Annotated in this window: 25 protein-coding genes and 2 pseudogenes; 25 read left to right on the top strand and 2 right to left on the bottom strand. The window is 58.9% G+C overall.

The genetic code is table 11. The features are described 5' to 3' along the window. Positions 1-74 precede the first annotated feature (74 nt). The 19 genes and pseudogenes from G3A56_RS08845 to G3A56_RS28835 all read left to right on the top strand — a co-directional run bounded on the left by G3A56_RS08845 (position 75) and on the right by G3A56_RS28835 (position 14,858). Positions 75-1,730, top strand: coding sequence for a phage major capsid protein (locus G3A56_RS08845; protein WP_164056265.1), 1,656 nt, complete (start codon positions 75-77; stop codon positions 1,728-1,730). Between the two features lie 75 nt (positions 1,731-1,805). Then, a complete protein-coding gene (locus G3A56_RS08840) occupies positions 1,806-2,129 on the top strand; it encodes a DUF2190 family protein (protein ID WP_164056264.1) in 324 nt (107 codons plus the stop codon). Further along, a complete protein-coding gene (locus G3A56_RS08835) occupies positions 2,119-2,508 on the top strand; it encodes a hypothetical protein (protein WP_246230933.1) in 390 nt (129 codons plus the stop codon). Before G3A56_RS08840 ends, G3A56_RS08835 begins: the two co-directional genes overlap by 11 nt. Before the next feature lie 8 nt (positions 2,509-2,516). Continuing rightward, positions 2,517-3,263, top strand: coding sequence for a hypothetical protein (locus tag G3A56_RS08830; RefSeq protein ID WP_164056263.1), 747 nt, complete (start codon positions 2,517-2,519; stop codon positions 3,261-3,263). After that, positions 3,263-3,814, top strand: coding sequence for a phage baseplate assembly protein V (locus G3A56_RS08825; protein ID WP_164056262.1), 552 nt, complete (start codon positions 3,263-3,265; stop codon positions 3,812-3,814). Before G3A56_RS08830 ends, G3A56_RS08825 begins: the two co-directional genes overlap by 1 nt. Positions 3,815-3,824: 10 nt before the next feature. Further along, on the top strand, positions 3,825-4,022 hold the full coding sequence (locus G3A56_RS08820; RefSeq protein ID WP_164056261.1) for a hypothetical protein: 198 nt from the start codon (positions 3,825-3,827) through the stop codon (positions 4,020-4,022). After that, positions 3,973-4,350: a GPW/gp25 family protein gene (locus G3A56_RS08815; protein WP_112161072.1), complete on the top strand. Its 378-nt coding sequence runs from the start codon at positions 3,973-3,975 to the stop codon at positions 4,348-4,350. Before G3A56_RS08820 ends, G3A56_RS08815 begins: the two co-directional genes overlap by 50 nt. A gap of 2 nt (positions 4,351-4,352) precedes the next feature. Further along, positions 4,353-5,300, top strand: coding sequence for a baseplate J/gp47 family protein (locus tag G3A56_RS08810; protein WP_246230931.1), 948 nt, complete (start codon positions 4,353-4,355; stop codon positions 5,298-5,300). Then, positions 5,297-5,962: a phage tail protein I gene (locus G3A56_RS08805; protein WP_164056260.1), complete on the top strand. Its 666-nt coding sequence runs from the start codon at positions 5,297-5,299 to the stop codon at positions 5,960-5,962. The genes G3A56_RS08810 and G3A56_RS08805 overlap by 4 nt, the downstream gene beginning before the upstream one ends. 12 nt (positions 5,963-5,974) lie before the next feature. Then, positions 5,975-6,520, top strand: a complete 546-nt coding sequence (locus G3A56_RS28855) for a hypothetical protein (protein ID WP_246230929.1) — start codon at positions 5,975-5,977, stop codon at positions 6,518-6,520. Further along, a complete protein-coding gene (locus G3A56_RS08800; RefSeq protein WP_246230927.1) occupies positions 6,445-8,244 on the top strand; it encodes a hypothetical protein in 1,800 nt (599 codons plus the stop codon). The genes G3A56_RS28855 and G3A56_RS08800 overlap by 76 nt, the downstream gene beginning before the upstream one ends. An 8-nt stretch (positions 8,245-8,252) precedes the next feature. Further along, on the top strand, positions 8,253-8,426 hold the full coding sequence (locus tag G3A56_RS28420; protein ID WP_170311452.1) for a hypothetical protein: 174 nt from the start codon (positions 8,253-8,255) through the stop codon (positions 8,424-8,426). A gap of 61 nt (positions 8,427-8,487) precedes the next feature. Next, on the top strand, positions 8,488-9,555 hold the full coding sequence (locus tag G3A56_RS28850) for a phage tail protein (protein ID WP_164056259.1): 1,068 nt from the start codon (positions 8,488-8,490) through the stop codon (positions 9,553-9,555). A gap of 8 nt (positions 9,556-9,563) precedes the next feature. Next, positions 9,564-10,136 (top strand): DUF4376 domain-containing protein, encoded by a 573-nt coding sequence (locus G3A56_RS08790; protein WP_164056258.1) that lies wholly within the window; start codon positions 9,564-9,566, stop codon positions 10,134-10,136. A gap of 116 nt (positions 10,137-10,252) precedes the next feature. Beyond that, entirely contained in the window at positions 10,253-11,716 is a 1,464-nt protein-coding gene (locus G3A56_RS08785; protein WP_164056257.1) for a phage tail sheath subtilisin-like domain-containing protein, read from the top strand. A gap of 12 nt (positions 11,717-11,728) precedes the next feature. Then, positions 11,729-12,241 carry a phage major tail tube protein gene (locus tag G3A56_RS08780; RefSeq protein ID WP_164056256.1) on the top strand — a complete coding sequence of 171 codons (513 nt, stop codon included), beginning with the start codon at positions 11,729-11,731 and terminating at the stop codon, positions 12,239-12,241. A gap of 74 nt (positions 12,242-12,315) precedes the next feature. Beyond that, positions 12,316-12,585 (top strand): phage tail assembly protein, encoded by a 270-nt coding sequence (locus G3A56_RS08775; RefSeq protein ID WP_164056255.1) that lies wholly within the window; start codon positions 12,316-12,318, stop codon positions 12,583-12,585. Between the two features lie 52 nt (positions 12,586-12,637). After that, positions 12,638-14,409 (top strand): annotated as a pseudogene (locus tag G3A56_RS28840) (phage tail tape measure protein). Beyond that, entirely contained in the window at positions 14,367-14,858 is a 492-nt protein-coding gene (locus G3A56_RS28835) for a hypothetical protein (RefSeq protein WP_246230922.1), read from the top strand. Before G3A56_RS28840 ends, G3A56_RS28835 begins: the two are co-directional and overlap by 43 nt. Here the strand turns inward: G3A56_RS28835 and G3A56_RS08765 are convergent. After that, the gene (locus tag G3A56_RS08765; protein WP_164055983.1) at positions 14,855-15,529 is read right to left on the bottom strand and encodes a hypothetical protein; all 675 of its coding nucleotides are present in this window, start codon (positions 15,527-15,529) and stop codon (positions 14,855-14,857) included. The two genes, G3A56_RS28835 and G3A56_RS08765, sit on opposite strands and share 4 nt — an antisense overlap. Further along, positions 15,421-15,654, bottom strand: coding sequence for a DUF4339 domain-containing protein (locus G3A56_RS29595; RefSeq protein ID WP_164056254.1), 234 nt, complete (start codon positions 15,652-15,654; stop codon positions 15,421-15,423). The genes G3A56_RS08765 and G3A56_RS29595 overlap by 109 nt, the downstream gene beginning before the upstream one ends. Before the next feature lie 62 nt (positions 15,655-15,716). On the opposite strand from G3A56_RS29595, the pseudogene G3A56_RS08755 reads away from it, so the two are divergent. The 6 genes and pseudogenes from G3A56_RS08755 to G3A56_RS08730 all read left to right on the top strand — a co-directional run bounded on the left by G3A56_RS08755 (position 15,717) and on the right by G3A56_RS08730 (position 19,229). After that, positions 15,717-16,180 (top strand): annotated as a pseudogene (locus G3A56_RS08755) (phage tail protein). Positions 16,181-16,184: 4 nt separating this feature from the next. After that, positions 16,185-16,397 (top strand): tail protein X, encoded by a 213-nt coding sequence (locus G3A56_RS08750; RefSeq protein ID WP_010970908.1) that lies wholly within the window; start codon positions 16,185-16,187, stop codon positions 16,395-16,397. 2 nt (positions 16,398-16,399) lie between these two features. After that, complete coding sequence (locus G3A56_RS08745) at positions 16,400-17,560, top strand: phage late control D family protein (protein WP_164056253.1); 1,161 nt, start codon at positions 16,400-16,402, stop codon at positions 17,558-17,560. A gap of 51 nt (positions 17,561-17,611) precedes the next feature. Further along, a complete protein-coding gene (locus G3A56_RS08740) occupies positions 17,612-18,541 on the top strand; it encodes a glycoside hydrolase family protein (protein WP_164056252.1) in 930 nt (309 codons plus the stop codon). Between the two features lie 123 nt (positions 18,542-18,664). Continuing rightward, a complete protein-coding gene (locus G3A56_RS08735; protein ID WP_164056251.1) occupies positions 18,665-18,904 on the top strand; it encodes a hypothetical protein in 240 nt (79 codons plus the stop codon). 1 nt (position 18,905) lies between these two features. Beyond that, positions 18,906-19,229 carry a phage holin family protein gene (locus tag G3A56_RS08730; RefSeq protein WP_164056638.1) on the top strand — a complete coding sequence of 108 codons (324 nt, stop codon included), beginning with the start codon at positions 18,906-18,908 and terminating at the stop codon, positions 19,227-19,229. Positions 19,230-19,234: the final 5 nt, after the last annotated feature.

Below are 19,234 nucleotides of genomic sequence, written 5' to 3'. Positions count from 1 at the left end.
GCCGCCTGACTTCCACCGGGGATGCAGGGCGACGGCGCTTGTCCTGCCCGGTAATACAAAAGGAACCGCACGCCATGAAAAAGGCTGCATATGTTTTCGCGACCGTCGCCGCAATCGTCTGCTTCGGTCTCGCCTTCACCATTCTTTCCGCCGACCCTTCCCACGCGGCCTCGCTGCTCGGTCACGATGCATTCGTGCAGACGCGCGGCATGCTGGATCATGTCTATCAGGCCACCCCGGCACTGCTCGCACTCCGGGCGAAGGCCACCGATCTGACGACGCGCGCGGAAAGCAAGCGCGCGGAACTGGTGGAGGGGCTTTCCGATGAAGCCGCCCGCGCCATCGAAAAGGATCATTCTGCGATCCTCGCCGAACTGGATGGCGTCCGTGCCGAGATTACCGCACTTGAAAATGCGGAGCGGAACGCGCCGACGCCCACGGAAAGCAACCCGCAGGCAATTGCGCAGAATGCCGTTCGTGCCGAACGCGACCGTGTGACTGCTATCGAAGAACTGGCGGAGCGTGCCGGGCAAGCGGGCTTCGGTCGTGACCATATCCGCTCCGGCACTCCTCTGGATAGCTTCCGGGGCTTGCTTCTGGATCACTTGGTGACCAGTGAGCGCGCCGCGCCGACCGATAGCCGCGTTCGCGTACATGTCGGCAACGACGAAGCCGACACCATCCGTGCGGCCCGTGTGGAAGCTCTGGCGTACGGTCTCGGCGCGCCGGTCCCGCAGGGAGGTCCGTCCGCCGCCGCTCGCCAGTATATGGGCCAAGGTCTGGTCGATATCGCTGCCGACTGCGTGAATTTCCACGGTCGCCGCATGCTGAATGCCCGCGATATCGACAACATCTTCAGCCGTGCCGCGCATTCGACTTCTGATTTCCCGGTGATTTTCGAAGGTGCTGTCAATCGCACGCTGGAACAGCGCTACGCGCTGGCGCAGCCGACCTTCAAGCGCTTTGCCCGTAAGAAGAACTTCCGCGACTTCCGCCCGGATACGATCGTCAAGACCGGCGATTTCCCGATGCTGGAAAAGATTCTGGAAAACGGCAAGATCAAGTTCGGGTCCTTCGGCGAAGGCAAGGAATCCGTGCAGGCGTTCAGCTATGCAATCGCGTTGACTGTCAGCCGCCAGATGCTCATCAATGACGACCTTGGCGCCATCGCCGAACTGTTGACGAGCTACGGGGCTTCGGTCGCTCTTTTCGAAGAAGTCACCTTCTATGCCGGCGCGTATAACGGCAAGCTGGCGGACGGCAAAACCGTCTTCCATGCGGACCATAAGAACCTTGCCGCTGCGGGTTCTGCGATCACGGTCGATAGCGTCGGCGAAGGCCGCAAATCGATGGGTCGGCAAACCTCTGTGGATGGTAAGCCGTTGCTCGCAAACCCGGCACGTATCATGCTGGTCGGTCCGAACCAGTTGACCGAAGCCGAAAAGCTGCTGGCGTCGATCACGCCCGCAACGGTCTCCACCGTCAACATTTTCTCCGGCAAGTTCGAACTGGTGGAAACCTCGCAGATCGCGGACAATTCCTGGGACCTCTTTGCCGATCCTTCGACCGGCTCCAATTACCGTTGGGGTTACCTCGAAGGTTACGAGGCTCCGCGCGTTCGCATGGACGAACCCTTCGGCTCGCAGGGTTTCAGCATGTCGGTGGAACACGACTTCGGTTGCGGCGCGACCGATTTCCGCTTCGGCTATCACAACCCCGGCCAAGCGTAAGCCGCCCGCCTGACTTCGTTAGGAGAGCCGCCCGGCTCTCCCTTTCCCCTCACGTTGATCGCAAGGAAGATCACCATGAAAAATTATCGAGGCCCCGCCGATACGGTGGAAGTCACCGCGCCCGCCGATGTCAATTCCGGCGACGGCGTTCTTGTCGGCAAGCTGTTCGGCGTAGCGGAGTTTTCCGCCAAGGCTGGTCAGCGTGTCAATATTGCCCGAAAGGGTCTCTTCACTCTGCCGAAGACCAAAGCGCAGGGGTGGGCTGAAGGTGCAATCCTTTATTGGGATGGCGCTAAAGCAACAACCGCTGACAACGGTGGTGCGAGTCCGAAGATCGGCTATGCCGCTGCGGATGCAATCAACCCGTCCGATTTCGGCGAAGTGCTGGTTGACCAGTAACATGGTCGATTGGCGGAAACTGGAAGCTGCCGTTGACCGTAAGGTTGGCGGCGCTTTTGGCGAAACAGTTCGCCTGTCGTTCATGGCGAACGGCAGGGTGGACCCGGAACGCCCGCAGATCGTCATCCGCTGCGAGGCCCTTCACACGGAAGACGACACAACGCGACCGGCAGGCAATGCCGCTAGCGGCCCTCATCGCGTTCGCTTCGCTGCGGCGGATGCCGTTCTGTTCGTTGACCGCTCGACATACCAAGGCCCGGCGCTTCAATCCGGTGACCGGGTGCGTGCGATGGACAGGGCTGGCGAACCGGCTTGGTCGGTCGATTTCGTCAGTGACCGGCACAGCAACCTTATCGCTGTCGCCCTGAAAGAGCTTTAGGAGCCTCCATGTCCTTCATCCGGTTTGCTGCCCGCATCTGCGCCGTGGAGGCGATCAAGGGAAACACGGTTGTCGGTTCCAACGTGCTGGACAGCGAAATCGGCGTGCTTGATATCGCTGCCGATGGCTCCTTGCGGACGGATAAAGATAAGCCTTTCATCTCCGTCTACACGGACGGTTCGAAATTGATAGAGGGCCTTGAGCTTCGCTCGCTGGCATCGCCGGGGCAACTCGATATCGTTTTTGAAGCTGGCGTGACCACGGCGCACGCCGTCACCGATACCGAGACGGACGAAAGCGTTATTCTCGGAATGCCCGCGACCGACGCGACGTTTGAGTTTCACCTTGATATGGCGCTTCGTCAGACCGGCGATGCTCTCAATGACCCGGAGAACGAATGGGCGGAAATCTTCCGCTCTCTCTGTTCGTCGTTTCAATCTGCATCGCGCTCGCGCATCAGCGGCGATACGAACGGCGTGCGGCTTGCCGCGCACCAACTGAAAATCACCGCGAGCATGGTCGCCGAACCGTTACGCGGTGTCCCGCTCAACCCGGATTCGGCGTTCGCCAAGTTCCTCGCCAAATGCGAAAGCGACCTTGTTCCGAATGATCCTTCCATGGCCGAAAAGATTGCTCTCATTCGTGCGCAGTTGTCCGGCAACGCCAGCGAATTGCAGACCGCCATGCGGCGATACGGTCTTATTCATGACGAGGCCGACGCCATGTTGATCACGCCTTACGAGGGATCGCCCTGATGGCCAGTTTGGTGGACCAGATCACAGACCTTTATGTTCGCATAGCCGAACTTGAGCGCCGGAACCGCAACCGGCGGCGCAAGGGTACGATTGCCGAAGTCAGTGACGACAAATCCAAATACCGCGTCAAGCTGTCGGAACAGGCGGGAAAGCCGTACCTGACGCCATGGATCAAGGCGCGGACGCTTGCTGCCGGTGGCGTCAAGGTGGATGTCCTCTACAGCGTCGGCGAGCAGGTGGATGTTGTTTCCGAAAACGGCGACATGACCGATGCGCAGATAGATTTTTCCACCTACAGCGACGACAACGCCCGCGAAAACAGCGACACGCCGTTTCATATCAAGATCGGCGACACCGTTATTGAAGCATCGGCGGAACAGGCGAAAGTCACGTCGCCGAAGGTGATTGTTGAATCGCCGAACGTGCAGCTTGGCGGTAACGGCGGCAAGCGCGTTGCCCGGATCGGCGACCTTGTACATGTCATGTCCGGTTCTTCATCGGGCAAGTGGCCGATTGTCGAAGGCTCGGAACACGTCTTCGCTGTGGACTGAGGAACGCCCCATGAAAAATTACAAGGTCCGAACCGGCTGCGAAATCGCCGGGCGCTGGCGGTCGGCTGGCGAAATCATCCCCCTGACCGACGACGAAGCCCGCGAGCTTGCGCCGCCCTTCGGCAATGTCGTTCTTCCTGAAAAAGAGGATAGCGCCCATGGCAAGCTCAACCGGCGTAAACGGTCAGACCGGCGCACCGCTGAATGATTGGCCGCATACGGAGCAATCAATCCGCAAAATTCTGAGAACGCCGAAAGGTTCGCGCGTCATGCGCCGAACCTTCGGCAGCAATGTCCCTGATTTTATCGACGGCAAGATGACGCGGCGGAACGTGCTTGCGCTCTACTCTGCCGCCGCAACGGCAATCCTCGAATGGGAACCGCGCTTCCGAATGACTGCCGGGCGCGTGACCCAAGCGGATGCCGGTGGCGTCATCGCGCTCGATATCTTCGGCACCTATTATCCTCGCGGCCATCGCGGCGATTACTCCATTGCGGAGAGCGCCAGCGTCCGCGTCATTTATCCGGGCAAGTGACCATGGCGATTTACGCACCGACGACGATTGATGTTTCGCGCCTGCCGTTGCCTGATGCGATTAGCCCGCTGGATTTCGAAACGCTGTACAGCGAATTCAAGGTCCGCTTCCTCGCATTCTGGAACACCCTGCGGGCGGTCAATCCATCGCTGCCGGAATATGACGTGCAGGATCTCGAAACAGACCCGGCGGGCGTCGTCGGTGAAGCTTGGTCATACCTGCGCCTTCTGGACCGCCAGAATGTCAATGACACGTTCCGGTCGCTTCTGGCGGCATATGCGAAGGGGTCCAATCTGGACGCCATCGCAGCAAACCGCAACATAGTCCGCCTGACCGTGGTTCCTGCCACCGCGAACGCGGCGGCGATCATGGAAGGCGATGACGCGCTATTGCGCCGTTATCTCCTGTCTTACGATCTGCCGTCCGCCGGTTCTGCCGGTCGCTACCTCTATGATGCGTGGACGGCTTGGCCGCAATCTGCTGATAAGGCACTTGGGCTTTGGGATGCGCGGGTGAATGGCCGGGCGGTGCATGGCCGTCGCGGCGATACGGATGTTGTTGTCATTGGGCCGATGGGCAGGCTTCCGACCGCCTTGGAGCTGGATACAGTCCGGGCGTCGGTAACGAACCCGAACCGTGCGCCGGAAGCTGTGGCTATCTCTGTCATGGCCGCCGGGCGGACGGAATATGCGGTCTCGCTTGTTCTCGAAATTCCGGCTGTCGGGCCGTCTGCCGATATCGTCCGGCAGGAAGCGGAAAAACGTGTCACCGCAGCGGCAACCGCCCGCATCCTGATCGGCGGCGAAATCCCCGAAGCCTTGTTTTCGGGGGCGGCATTTGGTGACGGCGTTATCAGGGTGCGCGACCTCGCGCCGGTTGTCATCCAGCCCGATGCCTACAAGGTGCCGGTGATGACCAGCCTTAACATCGCTGTCGAGGTGCGGGCATGAGCGATGTAGGTGTGTTGCTGCCGTCATCGGCTGAGCCGTTCGAAAAGGCGCTTGCCGCCGGTATGTCGGATGATCTGCCGATACCTTACGCGGTTCTGATGGACCCCTACCAGACGCCCGCACGGTTTCTGCCGTGGCTGGCCGTGCATCATTCGGTCGATCTCTGGTTTGATGATTGGACCGAAGAGCGCAAGCGGGAAATGATTGCGCAGTGCGCCGGGGTTTCGACGCTCTATCCCGCGTCTCCCTTGGGCGCGCTGAAAGGCACACTTGCCGGGCTGAAACGCTATCTTGCGTTTGTCGATGCGGAAATCGTGGACCGCATCGCGCATCCGAACCGCTTCACCTTCGGGCGGGCGGTGATTGGCCGAACGCCGATAGCGCATCAGCCGTTCGTTGCGCATTATCTTGTCCGCGTCACGCTGACCGCGCCGAAGAACCTTTTTCAGATTGGCCGTAGCGCCTTCGGGCGGGCGGCGATGACGGCCATCGATCTCGAACCCATCCGCCGCGCCAAGCGCGCAATGGTCACAGCCAAGACGCCGGACACGCTTTATTCCGTGTCCTTCGCATGGCGGCGCGGCATCACCTTTAACGACATTATTTTCATCGACGGAAGCCATGCCATCGGCGGTTACATGGATCGCAAGCGGCTGGATTGAGGGTAACGACACATGCAGCGCACTTCCTTTGCAGAAGCTGAAATCGCCGATCACGCGGATTTCGAAGCCATCGGTTTGCAGGCGCAGGCCGCGACGGACGGCCTCTGGCTGGATGCCATCGGCTATCCCGCCCATTGGGCCGCCTTCACGGTGGCGCGGAAATCGGCGCAGGAAATCACGGTGTCGGCAGGCCGCTATGTCGCCGGGGAAATCGTTTATGCGCAGGAAGCGCCGAACGATATGAACCTCCAGATTCATATCCCTGCGGCAGCTTCCGACCAGCGTTGGGTTGCCATCCTGCTGCGCGGCAAGGAAGTGACCGACACGGCAACGCGCCCCTTCGAAACCTCCGATGATCCTGAAACCAGTGTTATCGTCAACCGGAGCACGCCCAAGACAATCCGCCGGGTTGTCGAATTGATCGTGCCGGCAGGCGAAGCAAACCCGGTTCCGGTCAAGCCGGTGGTGGCGTCAACGGACGCATGCATTGCCTTCGTGCTGCTGACCTCTTCGGGATTGATGCCAATGCCATCGAGCCGGGCAATAGCGACCGGGTGAAAACCCTCTACGAAGTGGAGGGTCGCGTTACGGCGCTGGAAGTCGATCTGGACGGCCTGTTCATGAGGACCGAGACGATTGAAACGCAGATCGTCAATATTCAGGGCAAGCTTACCGAAATCCCGCGTCCGGTCATTATTCGCCAGATGCAACGCGATATCGGCGCTGCCCGCCTGAAAGTCGATCTGCCGGATGAGGCGCGCGCCTATGTGTTCGATGACGGCCTTATCCCCGACCGTTGGGACATGGCGCATGTGGACTGGCTCGCGCGGATCGAAGAGGGTATTCGGTTCGGCTTCGCCGCCGAAGGGCAGGCCCGCCTTGAAGTGCAGGCAGAAGACGATCCGAAGATTGCTTTTCGTGGTCGCCGCATGGTGCCTGCCTTTGATGAGGTGACGCGCATTGCAAACACTTCGCTGGATGCGACGCTAAATATTTCGCAGTTGGTGCACACGGAAACCACGCTTGTCCGAAAGGAAGCGTCCCGTATTCGCATCACCTATGGTCCGACGCAATGGGCGTGCGAAAATGTTGCGGGATGGTCGGGTCTCGGTGGCGATGCTCGCGTTGGGCAGATGTTCAATGTCGGCGGCGAGACGTTCGAAGTGGTCTATGTCGGTGCGAACGGCGGTCCCGGCCATCAAACTTACGGCGTCCGGCAGGTTCGGTACGAGTCTTATAGCGAACCTTATTGGGAATACGTGACAGAAGAGGTTGGTATCAGCGGCTCGATCTACGGCCAATCCTTCCTCGTGGCGCAGCCTATGCAGGTCACAAGTCTTGACCTGTCATTTGCCCGTGTCGGTGCTGATGGCGATGTACATATCTTCATCGTGGAAACCACGACCGGCGGCATGCCGCGTTTTGATGCGGTGCTTGCGCAGGGCAAACTGGACCATGCCAATCTTATGGTCGGCTGGAACCGGGCGGAATTGCCCATCACGCTGCTGGAAAGCGGAAAGCGCTACGCTTTCGTCACGGTAACGACCGGCGCGCATGCGCTGCATATTTCCGGGTCGAACAAGTATACGGGCGGCACGCAGTTCCTGACGACAGATGGCGCATTTGCGCAGGGGTCGACGGAAACGGATATCTGCTTCCGGCTGAATGCTGCCCGTTATCGCAGCCCGCGCACGGTCATTCCGATGCAGGCTTTGAACCTCGCGGACGGCATGACGCAGATCGACATGCTGTTTGCCGGGTGGGTGCCGGGTGGCTGCACGCTCGGTTGGGAAATCCGGCCTTCCGGTTCCACTGTCTGGACGGAACTGGATGACGGCGACCCGGCGACGAACCCGCTTGTAGGTCTTCCCGCTTCCGTGGAGTTGCGCATGGTCATGATGGGGACGGCTGATTTGCAGCCAATGATCCAGCTTGACCAGAAAGCGATTTCCCGCGTTGCCCGCAATCGCAACAGTATGCGGGCGGTCAGTGACAGTTTTGCGTTCGGCTTCGCCACCACAAGCATCCAGACGCAATACACGCTGGATTCCTTCGATCCCGACCGGCACACCTTCACGCCCGCCATCATGGTCGGAAACACGGTTGTCAACCCGGACACCACCGAAATCACGGTTGACCCGCAGATGCCTGCGCGCCGGACCTATCTTTCCACCTATACGCTCGGCGCGTCGGCGACTGCCGCCCGCATGCGCCCTGCGGCCACCACCAATAATGTCGTGTCCGTGCCGTTCGTGCAGGACGCCTTCATTGCGGCACTTTAGAGGTTCCCATGGCTTTCAAGATCGACCCGGAGAAATCCTATGATGTGAAACTCTCTCGCATCGTTAAACGTGGGCGTTTCACATTCTACCCGTTGAACGAAATCAACATGCGCGGATCGCTGGTGGCTGCGATCATTGAGCAGGAAGGCGACGAGGTGCTTGATTATGCCAGAGAGGTCTGACGGATATCAGCTTCCGTCCTGGCCGAAGACGCTGATTGACCGACCATTGTGGAATTCCACGATGGCCGACATTCATGCTCGGCTTGTGGACCGCGAAGAACTGGAAGCATCGTTCGAAAGCCTGGAAGCCCAAGGCATTCAGGCATCGCTTGATTACATTCAGGTCAACGTCGCGCCGCAGATTGCCAATCTGCAAACCTCAATCGATCTGGCGCAGCAGCAGATTGACCAGATCATCATAGGTGGATCGGCTCCGAACGCTCTCAAGTTCGGGAACCAGCTTCCGGCCTATTATGCGACGGCGCAGGCATTGTCTGAAGGTCTTTTGGGCAAGGTGCCGACGAGCCGCAAAGTCAATGGCAAGGAACTGTCTGCCGATGTCGAGCTTGCGAAAGCTGATGTTGGGCTTGATAAGGTCAATAATACCGCTGATGCAGACAAACCTGTCAGCACCGCGCAAAAGTCCGCCATTGAGGCTCGCGTACCGTTTTTCCAGAGTGGCGCGGCGCTGCCCTCTGAAAACATTGGGCCTATCTGGCACGCCGATTACTGCTCAATCATGACGTGGCAGGTTTTCAACGCCAATGGCGCGGCTTACGAAGGCTACGCCTCACAAATGGTAGGGCATCCCGACAAGGACGGACAACCGGCGGCGCGGGCGGGCTACGTCAAGCGTAATGGGGCGTCTCTCTCCAAGGCATCCTATGCCGCCCTTTGGAATTGGGCGCTACACAATGGACGTGTTGTCGCGCTTGGAACTTGGACGGCGGGTCCGTTCGTATTCGCCGATAATGGCAACGGCACCTTCAAGTTGCCGGATAATCGCGGTGAGTTCGACCGCGCGTGGGACGATGGGCGCGGCGTCGATAGTGGTCGTGGTTTTGGCTCTTGGCAGGATAGCGACAATAAATCTCACGCCCACCCTTACACTGACCCCGGACATGACCACGATTTGCCAACTGACATATCGCAAGGTTCCGGCTCGCAAATGCGGGAATATGGGCAAGGTATCTCCGATTTTAAAACCTACCGCGTCAGAAAGAACACCGTGGGTATCACGATCTTGGCGAGCGGCGGTACGGAAGCCCGATCTCGGAACGTTGCTTTCAACGCCGTCATAAAGTTTTGAGGTGGAACATGGATATTTATAACTACCATCCTGATGGGGGTGAATATCTGGGCGTGTCTGCTGCCGACCCTGACCCACTGAATAGCGGAGCGCATCTGGCGCCTGCGTTTTCCACCATCATTCCCCCTCCTGACGAACGCGAAGGTTTTGTCCGTCGCTTTGTAGATGGTGCATGGGGTTATTCACCTGAAGGCGAGGACGAGACACCGCCTACCGAAGAACCTGTCGTGTCTGTAACAATGGTTTCAGCGGAACTGGATCGGCGGCTCGCTCTTGGTTTCGACTACAATTTCGGTGATGAGCGCGGCACCCATCATTTCGGCACCACACCACAGGACATGAAGCGGTGGACGGAAGAGGTCACCCCTCTTTCACAGGCATACATCAATATGGGGCAGCCGGGTGGGCGGATCGGCATCAAGACGGAAACTGGCCCAGTGTTTGTTACAGCAGCCGAATGGCAGCTAATCCTTCTTGCTGCTGGAGCGCATCGCCAGCCTATCTATCAGGCGTATTTTACATTGAAGGACATGGCCCCGATCCCTGCGGATTTCGCCACGAACCCGGCTTACTGGCCCTAACGCCTCTAAATTCTTGACAGTTCGCCTCGCCCCATACGGCGTGGCGCTTCCAAATTCCCCGGCTTGAGCCGGAACCCTTCCTTCAAATTTTGGAACCTTTAACGGAGACCAGCCGAATGGTTGACCTGTCCTATCATCATGGCGTCAAGCTTGTCGAAAGCACCGACACCCCGGCAATCGCACGCGTGACTCGCAGCGGCATTACCTTCGTCAACGGCATCGCGCCCGACGCGGACCCTGCCGCCTTTCCCCTTAACTATCCGACTATCATCCGGTCTTTGCCGCAGGCGGTGGCGCTCGGCGCTGCTGGCACGCTGCTGGAGGATGTCACCACCATTTTCAACGAAGGCGGTTCTTGGTGCATCGTCAACCGCGTTCCCGACAGCGCAGATGCGGCCACGCTGCAAAATAATCTCATCGGTGACCCTGTGGCCCGGACCGGCCTTTATGCCGCACTCCGCGCCAAGGCTCTGACCGGCTATCAGCCGCGTGTGATTATCACCGCCGGAGATACTGGCGCGTGGATCGAAGACGGCGTTGTTTCGGTGGCGCTGACTTCGCAGGGCGATAACCTGACCGAAGCGCCGGTCGTTACGGCGACGGGCGGCGGCAATGATCCCGGCAAGACGTTGCCGACGCTGGAAGCCGTGATGGGGACCGGGGCCGACGCCGACAAGGTTGTTTCGGTCAAGGTCGTCACGCCCGGCAAGAAAATGTCGGAGCCGCCTGTCCTGACCTTCACGGGCGGCGGGGCGGACGCTGGTAAGGTGCTGCCGACCGCCACGGCCAATGTCGGCGACGTGGCGAACCCCTTCGTTTCGGCGCTGAATGCCATCACCCCGAAAATCCGCGCCCGCGCCTATATCTCCGGGCCGAACACGACCGACGCAGAAGCCGTACGCTTCCGCCAGACGGTCAATGGCGGGCGCATCCTCATCATCGATCCGAAGGTGATCAAGAACGTCAACGGCGTGCCGGTGACGAAGCCTGTTGCGGCTGTCTTCGCTGGCGTCCGCGCCCGTGTCGTGGCATCTGCGGAAGGATTCTCCGGTTCGGTGTCGAACAAGATCATCAGCACCATCGACGGCGTGGCGCGGACGATCTCCTATCCCGATGACAGCAATTACCTGAACGAAAATCAGGTCGCCACGATCATCAATGAGCGCGGCGGTTTCAGGACGTGGGGTAGCCGTCTCGCGATTGATGATCCGCTGTGGCAATTCGATAGCGTGCGCGCGACCGCCGACATGATCAATGAGTCTCTTGAAGACCTCTATTTCCTCTACGTGGATCGCAAGACCACGAAGGGCAATTTCAAGATGCTTATCGAAGACGGTAACGCCGCAATGCGTGTCTTCGCGAAGAACGAAGATATCCTTGGCGGTAGCGTCTGGCTGTCCGACCAGAACGATCCGACCTTGATGGTCAACGGCAAGACCCTGCTTGGGGTCGAATTCGAGCCGGTTGGCCTCATGGAGCAAATCCACATCACCACCCACCGCAACATCGTCCGCTATCAGTTGCTGATTGACGAGGTGAACGGGGCAATCGAAATCGGCGCGCTCTCGGTCGCCGCGTAAGGAGCTTTTCACATGGCGCAAAAAACTCTCCCCGCCTACATTCTGCGGAACTGCATGCTGTGGGCGGACCGTCAAAGCAAGCTTGGGCAGATCGGCGATATCACCCCGCCGGTTCCCGAAGCCGTCCGCGAGGATGTGCGCAACGCCGGTATGATCAAGGCCCGCAAGGTCCATCTCGGTTACAACGCGCTGGAATTCAGCTTCAAGATGCCGGGCGTGGACCCGCAGATTTTGAAGCTGCACGGCATCAAGATCGGCGAGGAAACGCCCTTCATGATCACCGGGGCGCTGGTGGACGAAGACGGCACCACGCATAGCGCGGTGATGACCATTCGCGGCAGGGTCTTCAAGCCGGACGCCGGGACGTGGAAGCCGGGCGAGCTTTCCGAAAACGACTACGGCGTGGACGTGAACTATTACAAGCTCGAAATCGATGGCGAGCAAATCTACGAGATGGACGATTTTGATTTCAAGGTCGGCGGCGTCTCGCAGTTCGGCGATATCCGCAACGCTTTGCTGCTGTAACGGCTGGCGCTCTTTCTCCCCCAATTCCTTCTAATCCGGCCCGCGTTCTGCGGGCCATTTTTTCAGGTGATACCATGGATTCCGTAAATGTAACGCTTGCCAAGCCGGTGGAGCATGATGGCGAAACCTATTCCGAACTGACGTTCCGTGAACCGGAAGTCGGCGACCTCCTGTTAGCGGATAGCTCTTCTCCTGGCATCGGCCAGATGGTCGCGCTGCTGGCCCTCATTTCTGATGTGCCTCTGCCTGCCTTTAAGAAGATCAAGGGCGGCGACTTTAAGAACATCGTCGCCAAGACGAAACCGCTGTTGGGAAACGACCCGACGAACACGACTGGCGAATAGTCGCCGTCTACGTTGCCGATACTGCGAAAACATCGCTCGATGTCATTGAGCGATGGCCCGCCCGAAAGCTCCTTGCATATTTCGATACCTGCAAGGAGTACCGAAAAATCATGAGAGAATGACCATGGCCGTCCAGCAAAGCACCCTTCGCGTCTCCCTTCTTGACGATGTGTCGGCCCGCGCGAAGCACATCACGCGGTCGCTGGACGGCCTGCGGGCGCAATCTGTTTCTGCCTTCGCACCCATGCGCGGTTTGATCGGGCAGGCTGTCGCACTCGGCGCTGGTTACTTCGGCGTCACGCGTGGTTTCGAGGCTACGGCGGGCGCGGCCATCAGTTTTGAGTCTGCATTTGCGGACGTGAAAAAGGTTGTCGAAGCCAATGACGAACAGTTTGAAAACATGCGCCGCAGCATCCGGCGCATGTCCGGCGAAATCCCGCTGGCTGCAAACGATATTGCCGCTCTATTCGCTGCTGCTGGCGAAAGCGGCATTGCGACCGAAGACTTGCAGAGCTTTGCAGAAATGGCCGCGCGTGTCGGCATCGCCTTCGATCTCGGGGCGGGCAGGCGGGCGAAAGCCTTGCCAAGCTGAAAACGCAGCTTGGTTTGACAGTGGCCGAAACCGGCGACATGGCCGATGCCATCAACCACCTGTCGAACAACATGGCGTCCAAGGCAAAGGACGTGACCGAATTCATGTTGCGGGTCGGCTCCTTCGGTGAAATGGGCGGCTTCGCAAAAGAAGAACTTGCGGCCATGGGTAGCGCCATGATCTCCGCCGGTTCGGATGCCAGCACGGCGGGAACCGCCATGTTGAACGTCATCCGCAGGCTGACGAAAGGCGAGTTTGCTCAGAAGTCGCAGCGGGACGCCGCCAAGGCGCTCGGGCTGCACCTGCCGTCCATCGCCAAGGATATGCAGAAAGACGCGAAAGGCACCATGCGCAAGGTGCTGACGGCGATTGCGAAAGCGCCGAAGGATAAGCAGGTTTCTTTGCTGTCCGAATTTTTCGGCGACGAAGCCCGCGCCTTCATGCCGCTGGTCGGCAATATCAAGCTGCTGGATCAAGCGTTGGATAGCGTCGCCGACCGCACGAAATATGCAGGCTCGGCGTTCAACGAGTACATCCAGCGCGCCAGCACCACGCAAAACGTTCTGGACCTTCTCGGGAACAAGATTTCCAATGTCTTTGCGGAAATCGGTGACAGCATGTTGCCGACCATCCGCGAGGGCGCGCAGGGTATTGGCGAGGTGCTGGACACGCTCGGCAACCGCGTGACGATCTTCGACCAGATGACGAATTTCACGAAGGGGTTTGCGCAGGGCTTCGGGTATACGGGCGGCATGAAGGAATTCATGAACGATCTCGGTGACCTGTTGCTTGGTCCTGTCGATCCGAATGCCGCCGACCGTATTGGCGCAATCTTCATGCGGGCGAAGGAATGGGGCGCTTCCATCCGCGAGTTGAACGATGCGATAAAGGATAATCCAATCGCCAAGTTTTTTGCGGAAATGTCCGGTTATGGCTTCCAGCTTTTTGCGTGGGGAATGGGTATTTCCATGTTGGCTGGCACCATTCGCAAGCTCGCGGCGGCATTGTTCGTTTTGTCTGGTGCAAGCACCCTGATCGGCGCGCTCAAAGTCGCCGGGGCATCGCTGCTATTGTCGGCGGAAGTACCCCCGCTGCTGCCGCTGGAACCGGGGCAGCAACCGCAGCAACCGCCGCCGCCGCTGGCGGCGCTGCCGGTGGATGGTCCTCAATCCTCTTGGGCCTTGCCCGCATGGGTATTTACGGTGGGGCTGGTGCTGGCGCGTACGAACTAGGAAAAGCTGCCTATACGGGCGATACGCCATACAGCCAAGGGAAGGCGTGGTTGCCGGGCGTTGAGGATGCCCTTCACAGTATCGGCAAGTTTTTTTCATCTATTCCCAGCGATCCAGCGCCGCCATCGGTCTCCAGTCAATTTGCGTTGGATGCGGCGAGGACGGCAAGGGCTAACGGCTTCGGTGGAAGCACCGACAATCTCCCCGGCAAGACCGCTGATGATCTCGGTATCAAGTCTGTGAGGATTGATGCAGCGTCTCTTTCGGAAATGACTAGGCCGACAGCTACTCAGGATGTCCGGGTGGTGAACCCGCAGCCGCCGAATGTCACGGTGTATGCCACCGCGACAATAACAGGTGTCGCCGACTCCAAGGAAGCCGTCGCGGCTGCGGCTACCGATCTCGGCAACCAGATTGCGGCAGGCACGGAAGGGCTGTTTAGCGACTAGACAGACGGCATTAGGAAATAGAGGAACTGCCCATCTCTCTCTTCTATTGTGAAGGTGACGCCATACGTCTCGCCATTATCTGCCAGAACTTTTGCTGTACATGTTCGCTTCGCGTTCTCATTCGCCGTCTCCTTTACTTCGTTGACGGCGAGTGCATTCATCTTGCTAAAGTTCATCGGGAGTCGCGGGAATATTTCTTTCACTTGCGCAGTCGACGTCCGGGAGTCGCAGGCCGGAATTCCAGCGCCCAAATAGATGTCTGATCCGACCCAGCTGCTGCTGATCGCGATTGTCGCCGCCAATGAGGCGACAGAGGCGATGGTCAATGTATAGGACTTTTGAAGCCGCCTATCCCGCACTAGGTTGTACGCGATTGGCGTTAGTAAAATCCACGGGCCAAGTGTTCCCGTCTGTCTTTTTCTTCCGCCAAGCTCAATTACACGAAGGTCGAGCGTGACGAAAATCACATAAAGAACGAAGGAAATTATCGCAACGCCGCCGCCCATAGACTTTCCTGTGGTGTCTAGAATGAGCGCATCGACGATAGTTACCAGCAAAGGTGTCAGCGCCAGCAAAAATGCCCATTGGTCACCGATAGCAGATGCAGGGAGCGGGGCGGCTCGCTCCCGTTTGAACTCTTGAACTCTGTAATCGTGTCGAATCTTGCCCATTGATTCCCGAGTTGTTGATTCCAAAGCAACGTGTCGTCTGAAATCTCGCCTCGTTTGTGAAGGTCAATGATTGTGGCTCCGTCTACCGGGCCGTTTCGTTTGCCGTTCGAATTGTAGTGCCACACGGAAAACCCCTTTCCCCTAAACTCCCGTTTAACGGGTACACGTATTCTCACGCGGAGTCTTTATGTCTGGTTACACATCAATGATGCTAGGCGGATTTGCCTTTGAGGGGCTAGGGTTTGGATATCAAGGCGTGAAGCGCAAGGTGAATACGCCTTGGGTGGAAATTCCGGTCGGCCAAACTCTTAACCAGCAGCAATGGACCGGCCCCACTTCCGACGAAGTTACAATCTCGGGGTTCTTTTCCCCGAAGAATTCGGCGGGCAATCGCAGCTTGACGGTATTATCGCTGCGTCCATGGCCGGAACCGAGATGATGCTTGTAACCGGTGACGCGGCGCAAGGGGTCATCCAAGGTACGTTTACGGTCCAAAGCGTCGAAGAGGACCGCAGTTACATTAACCGCCGGGGCGAGGCAGGGCGCAACGCCTATTCCATCACGCTCAAGCGCTCTGGCTCCGCCACACTGCCAAGTGCGGGAGGTCTGGTGGATCGGGCCGCATCCTTCCTTTCCGAACTTTTCCGGTGACCCTATGGCGACAATTTACACTACACGGCAGGGCGAGACGGTTGATCTCGCCTGCCTTGCTTTCTATGGGCGAACGGCCAAAGTGGTCGAAGCCGTTATTGATGCCAATCCGGGTCTAGCTGCGCTCGGTCCTGTCCTTCCGCTCGGCACGAAAATCACCATGCCGGATATTCCTTCCACCAGCACGGCCAAGCCGTTGACCAGCCTTTGGGACTGACCATGAAGCCGCGCGTGGAGGTGAGTATCGACGGCGTGCCGGTGGCAGGCCATTTCTATGAGCGCTTGATCTCTCTGACCGTCACTGACGAAGAGGGCATGAAGTCCGATACGGTGGATATCGAACTTAATGACGGACCGCCGAACTTTCTGGCGATCCCGCGTAAGGGTGCCATCATCTCGGTCAAGATGGGTTTCGGTGATGATCTGGTGCCGAAAGGTGTCTTCACCGCCGACAAAGTCAACGTTGATTGCCTGCCCTATAAAATGTCTATCTCTGGCAAAGCTGCGGACCTGCGCAGCGGAAAGCTGAAAGAGCGGCAGGAACGGTCATGGGATAAAGCGAAGCTCGGCGATATCCTGTCTCGCATCGCCAGCGAAAGCGGGCTGACGCCTGCCATTGATGACGATCTTGCGGACTTCGAATATGAATGGCTGGCGCAACAGGACGAAAGCAATATCAATTTCCTGCGGCGGCTTGCGGAGCGGCATAACGGCCTCTTCGCCGTCAAGCAAAAGCGCCTGATTTTCACGCGGCTCGGTTCTGGTTTGTCTGCGTCCGGCGCGCCGCTCGGCTCCATCATCCTGACGCCTGAGAAAATCAAGGTCGGGAGCCTGAAAGTCGAAATCAACGACCGCACGAAATATAGCAAGGTCGTGGCCTACTATCAGGATTCCGACAAGGCTGAACGGGTGGAAATCGACGCCGATGCGGATGCTGACGGCGACAGCGTTTATCGTTTGCCGGAACCTTATGCATCGCCCGCCGAAGCCGATAAGGCGGCGCAGGCCAAGGCCAAGGAATTGCAGCGCGGCGAAGGTTCGGTGTCTGTCACCGTGATCGGCGATGCAGGTATTGATGCAGGCTTGCCATTGTTGTTCGCCGATGTTCGGCCCGGCGTTGACGGCGTGCCGTACATTATCAAGACGGCCAAAACGGCCTACACCAAAACCGGCGCTCTTGAAGTGGCGGTTTCGGGCAGGCTCTACGATGGCAAATCAGCAACCGAGAAATCGGCCGGCACGGAAAGCAGCAGTTCCAGCGCCGCCCCGGATGCTGCGAAAGCGACCGGTAAGGTTGCCCCGAACAGTGCGCCCGGCACCCCGGCCACGCCTTCCTCTTTCCTGACCCCGCGCCGCTTCGGGCGGACAGACGAGAACTAGAGCGCGGTCGCGCTCCCATCATTCTTCCACTAAAATCTCAAGGAGATATCCATGTCCGTTGTGACCACGTCACCGCGTGGGCGTACCTTTATGGACGCTCATGAAGGCAACCCCCTTACCTGTTATCTTGACCCTGTCCGCATTCCGACCATCGGGCGCGGCTTCACGATGCGAAGCCGGGCTGTTCGCCGCGAACTGGAAAAGATCGGTATTACAAAGCTGGTGCCGGGCAAAACGAAACTCACGTCAGCACAATCGGACTCCATTTTCGCGGCGGTGCTTCGCGATGAATTCGAGCCTGCCGTGGTCGCCAAGTCGCCGGATGCGCGCAAACAGCATGAAATGGATGCGGCAGTGTCGGCGATATTCAATCTCGGCACTGGCGCTATGGATTGGCAGTGGGCGAAGCTGTGGCGCGCAGGAAAACCCAAGCAGGCTGCGGATTACCTCGGCAGTCATCATAATACTGCTGGTGGCAAGAAGCTGCCCGGTCTCGTTCGCAGGCGCAAGGAAGAGGCCCTTTTGTTCGAAAAGGGTATCTATACGGGCGTCGGTGAAGGCGTACCGCGCTCCGCCCAAGAGAATGCGCCGACGCAGCCCGATCCGGTGGTGAAGGAAGCGCAGGCTATCCTTTCTGCGAAGGGCTTCAATCCCGGCGCAATTGATGGGTGGATGGGCGAAAAGACTGCCGCCGCAGTCAAGGCATATCAGTCTGCGCACCCGCACCTTGTTGCCGATGGCATCATTGGTCCCGCCACCTTGTCGCAGTTGCGTCGTGACGCTGCCGCCACGAAAGAGGCGGTGCAGGGCGGTGCAGGCTCGCTCTTCGGTTCCGGCTTTGCTGCATGGTCGCTCGGTTTGCCCTGGGGGTGGATCGCGCTGCTTACGGCGGCGGTGGTGCTCGGCGTCATCGCCTACCGCAAACGCGATGTCCTTTCCCGGCGGATCAACAGTTTGTTCGGTCGCGAGGTCGCGGTGTGATGGCGAAAACCGGATTTTATCTTTTGCTCGGGCTGGCGGCGGTGTCTCTCATCGCCACCGGCATCCTCTACATCGACCGCAACGCGACGTACCGCGCGGTCACCAAAACTGAAAGGCAGAATAATGCGGCTGGGGATCGGGCGGATGGTGCTCGTGGGCGTTTTGACGATTGCGCTGGCGGGGTGTGGGATTTCGGGGCCGGGCGATGTATCCGGCCTGCGCCGGGTGGTCGGGACTGACCTCATCGGCGCGCGTGGTGCAACGCCGGAAGATCAAAGAAAAATCGACAGGACTGTTGTGGGCCTTTGCGGCGGCGACGTCTGGAACCGGGACGAATGCGCCCGGCATGGCAAAGGGCGCTGATATGCCGGAAAAGTACACTTCTTTCATCGAACTGATGAATGCTTGGGTTGGCGGTGCCTTCACCACCATTATCGCCGCCTTGCTTGGGCGGTTCATGTGGCACGGCAACGAGGCCCGGAAGGGTCGCCGCAAGTTCTTCGGCATCGAACTGTTTTGGGAACTGCCGGTCGCGCTCGGCATGGCAGTCATCGGAGAAAGTGCAGCCGCCTACGCCGATCTTGGTCAGCCTGCATCAACCGGGTTGATTGCGCTTCTGGCCTATCTCGGGCCGCGCGGTGTCGAAGCGCTGTTCCATAAGTGGTTTGACAGGCGCATGGCCGGTTGATCAAT

This window comes from Rhizobium oryzihabitans, assembly GCF_010669145.1.
In the GTDB taxonomy this organism is placed as follows: Bacteria; Pseudomonadota; Alphaproteobacteria; order Rhizobiales; family Rhizobiaceae; genus Agrobacterium; species Agrobacterium oryzihabitans.
Note: the sequence above shows the minus strand (reverse complement) of the source record. Positions and strands in the feature narration are given on the sequence as shown.

What these genes read in the sequence shown, in the direction of transcription:
- G3A56_RS08845 (WP_164056265.1), top strand. Translation starts at nt 75, where the DNA reads ATGAAAAAGGCTGCATATGTTTTCGCGACCGTCGCCGCAATCGTCTGC.
- G3A56_RS08840 (WP_164056264.1), top strand. Translation starts at nt 1,806, where the DNA reads ATGAAAAATTATCGAGGCCCCGCCGATACGGTGGAAGTCACCGCGCCC.
- G3A56_RS08830 (WP_164056263.1), top strand. Translation starts at nt 2,517, where the DNA reads ATGTCCTTCATCCGGTTTGCTGCCCGCATCTGCGCCGTGGAGGCGATC.
- G3A56_RS08825 (WP_164056262.1), top strand. Translation starts at nt 3,263, where the DNA reads ATGGCCAGTTTGGTGGACCAGATCACAGACCTTTATGTTCGCATAGCC.
- G3A56_RS08820 (WP_164056261.1), top strand. Translation starts at nt 3,825, where the DNA reads ATGAAAAATTACAAGGTCCGAACCGGCTGCGAAATCGCCGGGCGCTGG.
- G3A56_RS08815 (WP_112161072.1), top strand. Translation starts at nt 3,973, where the DNA reads ATGGCAAGCTCAACCGGCGTAAACGGTCAGACCGGCGCACCGCTGAAT.
- G3A56_RS08810 (WP_246230931.1), top strand. Translation starts at nt 4,353, where the DNA reads ATGGCGATTTACGCACCGACGACGATTGATGTTTCGCGCCTGCCGTTG.
- G3A56_RS08805 (WP_164056260.1), top strand. Translation starts at nt 5,297, where the DNA reads ATGAGCGATGTAGGTGTGTTGCTGCCGTCATCGGCTGAGCCGTTCGAA.
- G3A56_RS28855 (WP_246230929.1), top strand. Translation starts at nt 5,975, where the DNA reads ATGCAGCGCACTTCCTTTGCAGAAGCTGAAATCGCCGATCACGCGGAT.
- G3A56_RS08800 (WP_246230927.1), top strand. Translation starts at nt 6,445, where the DNA reads ATGCATTGCCTTCGTGCTGCTGACCTCTTCGGGATTGATGCCAATGCC.
- G3A56_RS28420 (WP_170311452.1), top strand. Translation starts at nt 8,253, where the DNA reads ATGGCTTTCAAGATCGACCCGGAGAAATCCTATGATGTGAAACTCTCT.
- G3A56_RS28850 (WP_164056259.1), top strand. Translation starts at nt 8,488, where the DNA reads ATGGCCGACATTCATGCTCGGCTTGTGGACCGCGAAGAACTGGAAGCA.
- G3A56_RS08790 (WP_164056258.1), top strand. Translation starts at nt 9,564, where the DNA reads ATGGATATTTATAACTACCATCCTGATGGGGGTGAATATCTGGGCGTG.
- G3A56_RS08785 (WP_164056257.1), top strand. Translation starts at nt 10,253, where the DNA reads ATGGTTGACCTGTCCTATCATCATGGCGTCAAGCTTGTCGAAAGCACC.
- G3A56_RS08780 (WP_164056256.1), top strand. Translation starts at nt 11,729, where the DNA reads ATGGCGCAAAAAACTCTCCCCGCCTACATTCTGCGGAACTGCATGCTG.
- G3A56_RS08775 (WP_164056255.1), top strand. Translation starts at nt 12,316, where the DNA reads ATGGATTCCGTAAATGTAACGCTTGCCAAGCCGGTGGAGCATGATGGC.
- G3A56_RS28835 (WP_246230922.1), top strand. Translation starts at nt 14,367, where the DNA reads ATGGGTATTTACGGTGGGGCTGGTGCTGGCGCGTACGAACTAGGAAAA.
- G3A56_RS08765 (WP_164055983.1), bottom strand. Translation starts at nt 15,529, where the DNA reads ATGGGCAAGATTCGACACGATTACAGAGTTCAAGAGTTCAAACGGGAG.
- G3A56_RS08750 (WP_010970908.1), top strand. Translation starts at nt 16,185, where the DNA reads ATGGCGACAATTTACACTACACGGCAGGGCGAGACGGTTGATCTCGCC.
- G3A56_RS08745 (WP_164056253.1), top strand. Translation starts at nt 16,400, where the DNA reads ATGAAGCCGCGCGTGGAGGTGAGTATCGACGGCGTGCCGGTGGCAGGC.
- G3A56_RS08740 (WP_164056252.1), top strand. Translation starts at nt 17,612, where the DNA reads ATGTCCGTTGTGACCACGTCACCGCGTGGGCGTACCTTTATGGACGCT.
- G3A56_RS08735 (WP_164056251.1), top strand. Translation starts at nt 18,665, where the DNA reads ATGCGGCTGGGGATCGGGCGGATGGTGCTCGTGGGCGTTTTGACGATT.
- G3A56_RS08730 (WP_164056638.1), top strand. Translation starts at nt 18,906, where the DNA reads ATGCCGGAAAAGTACACTTCTTTCATCGAACTGATGAATGCTTGGGTT.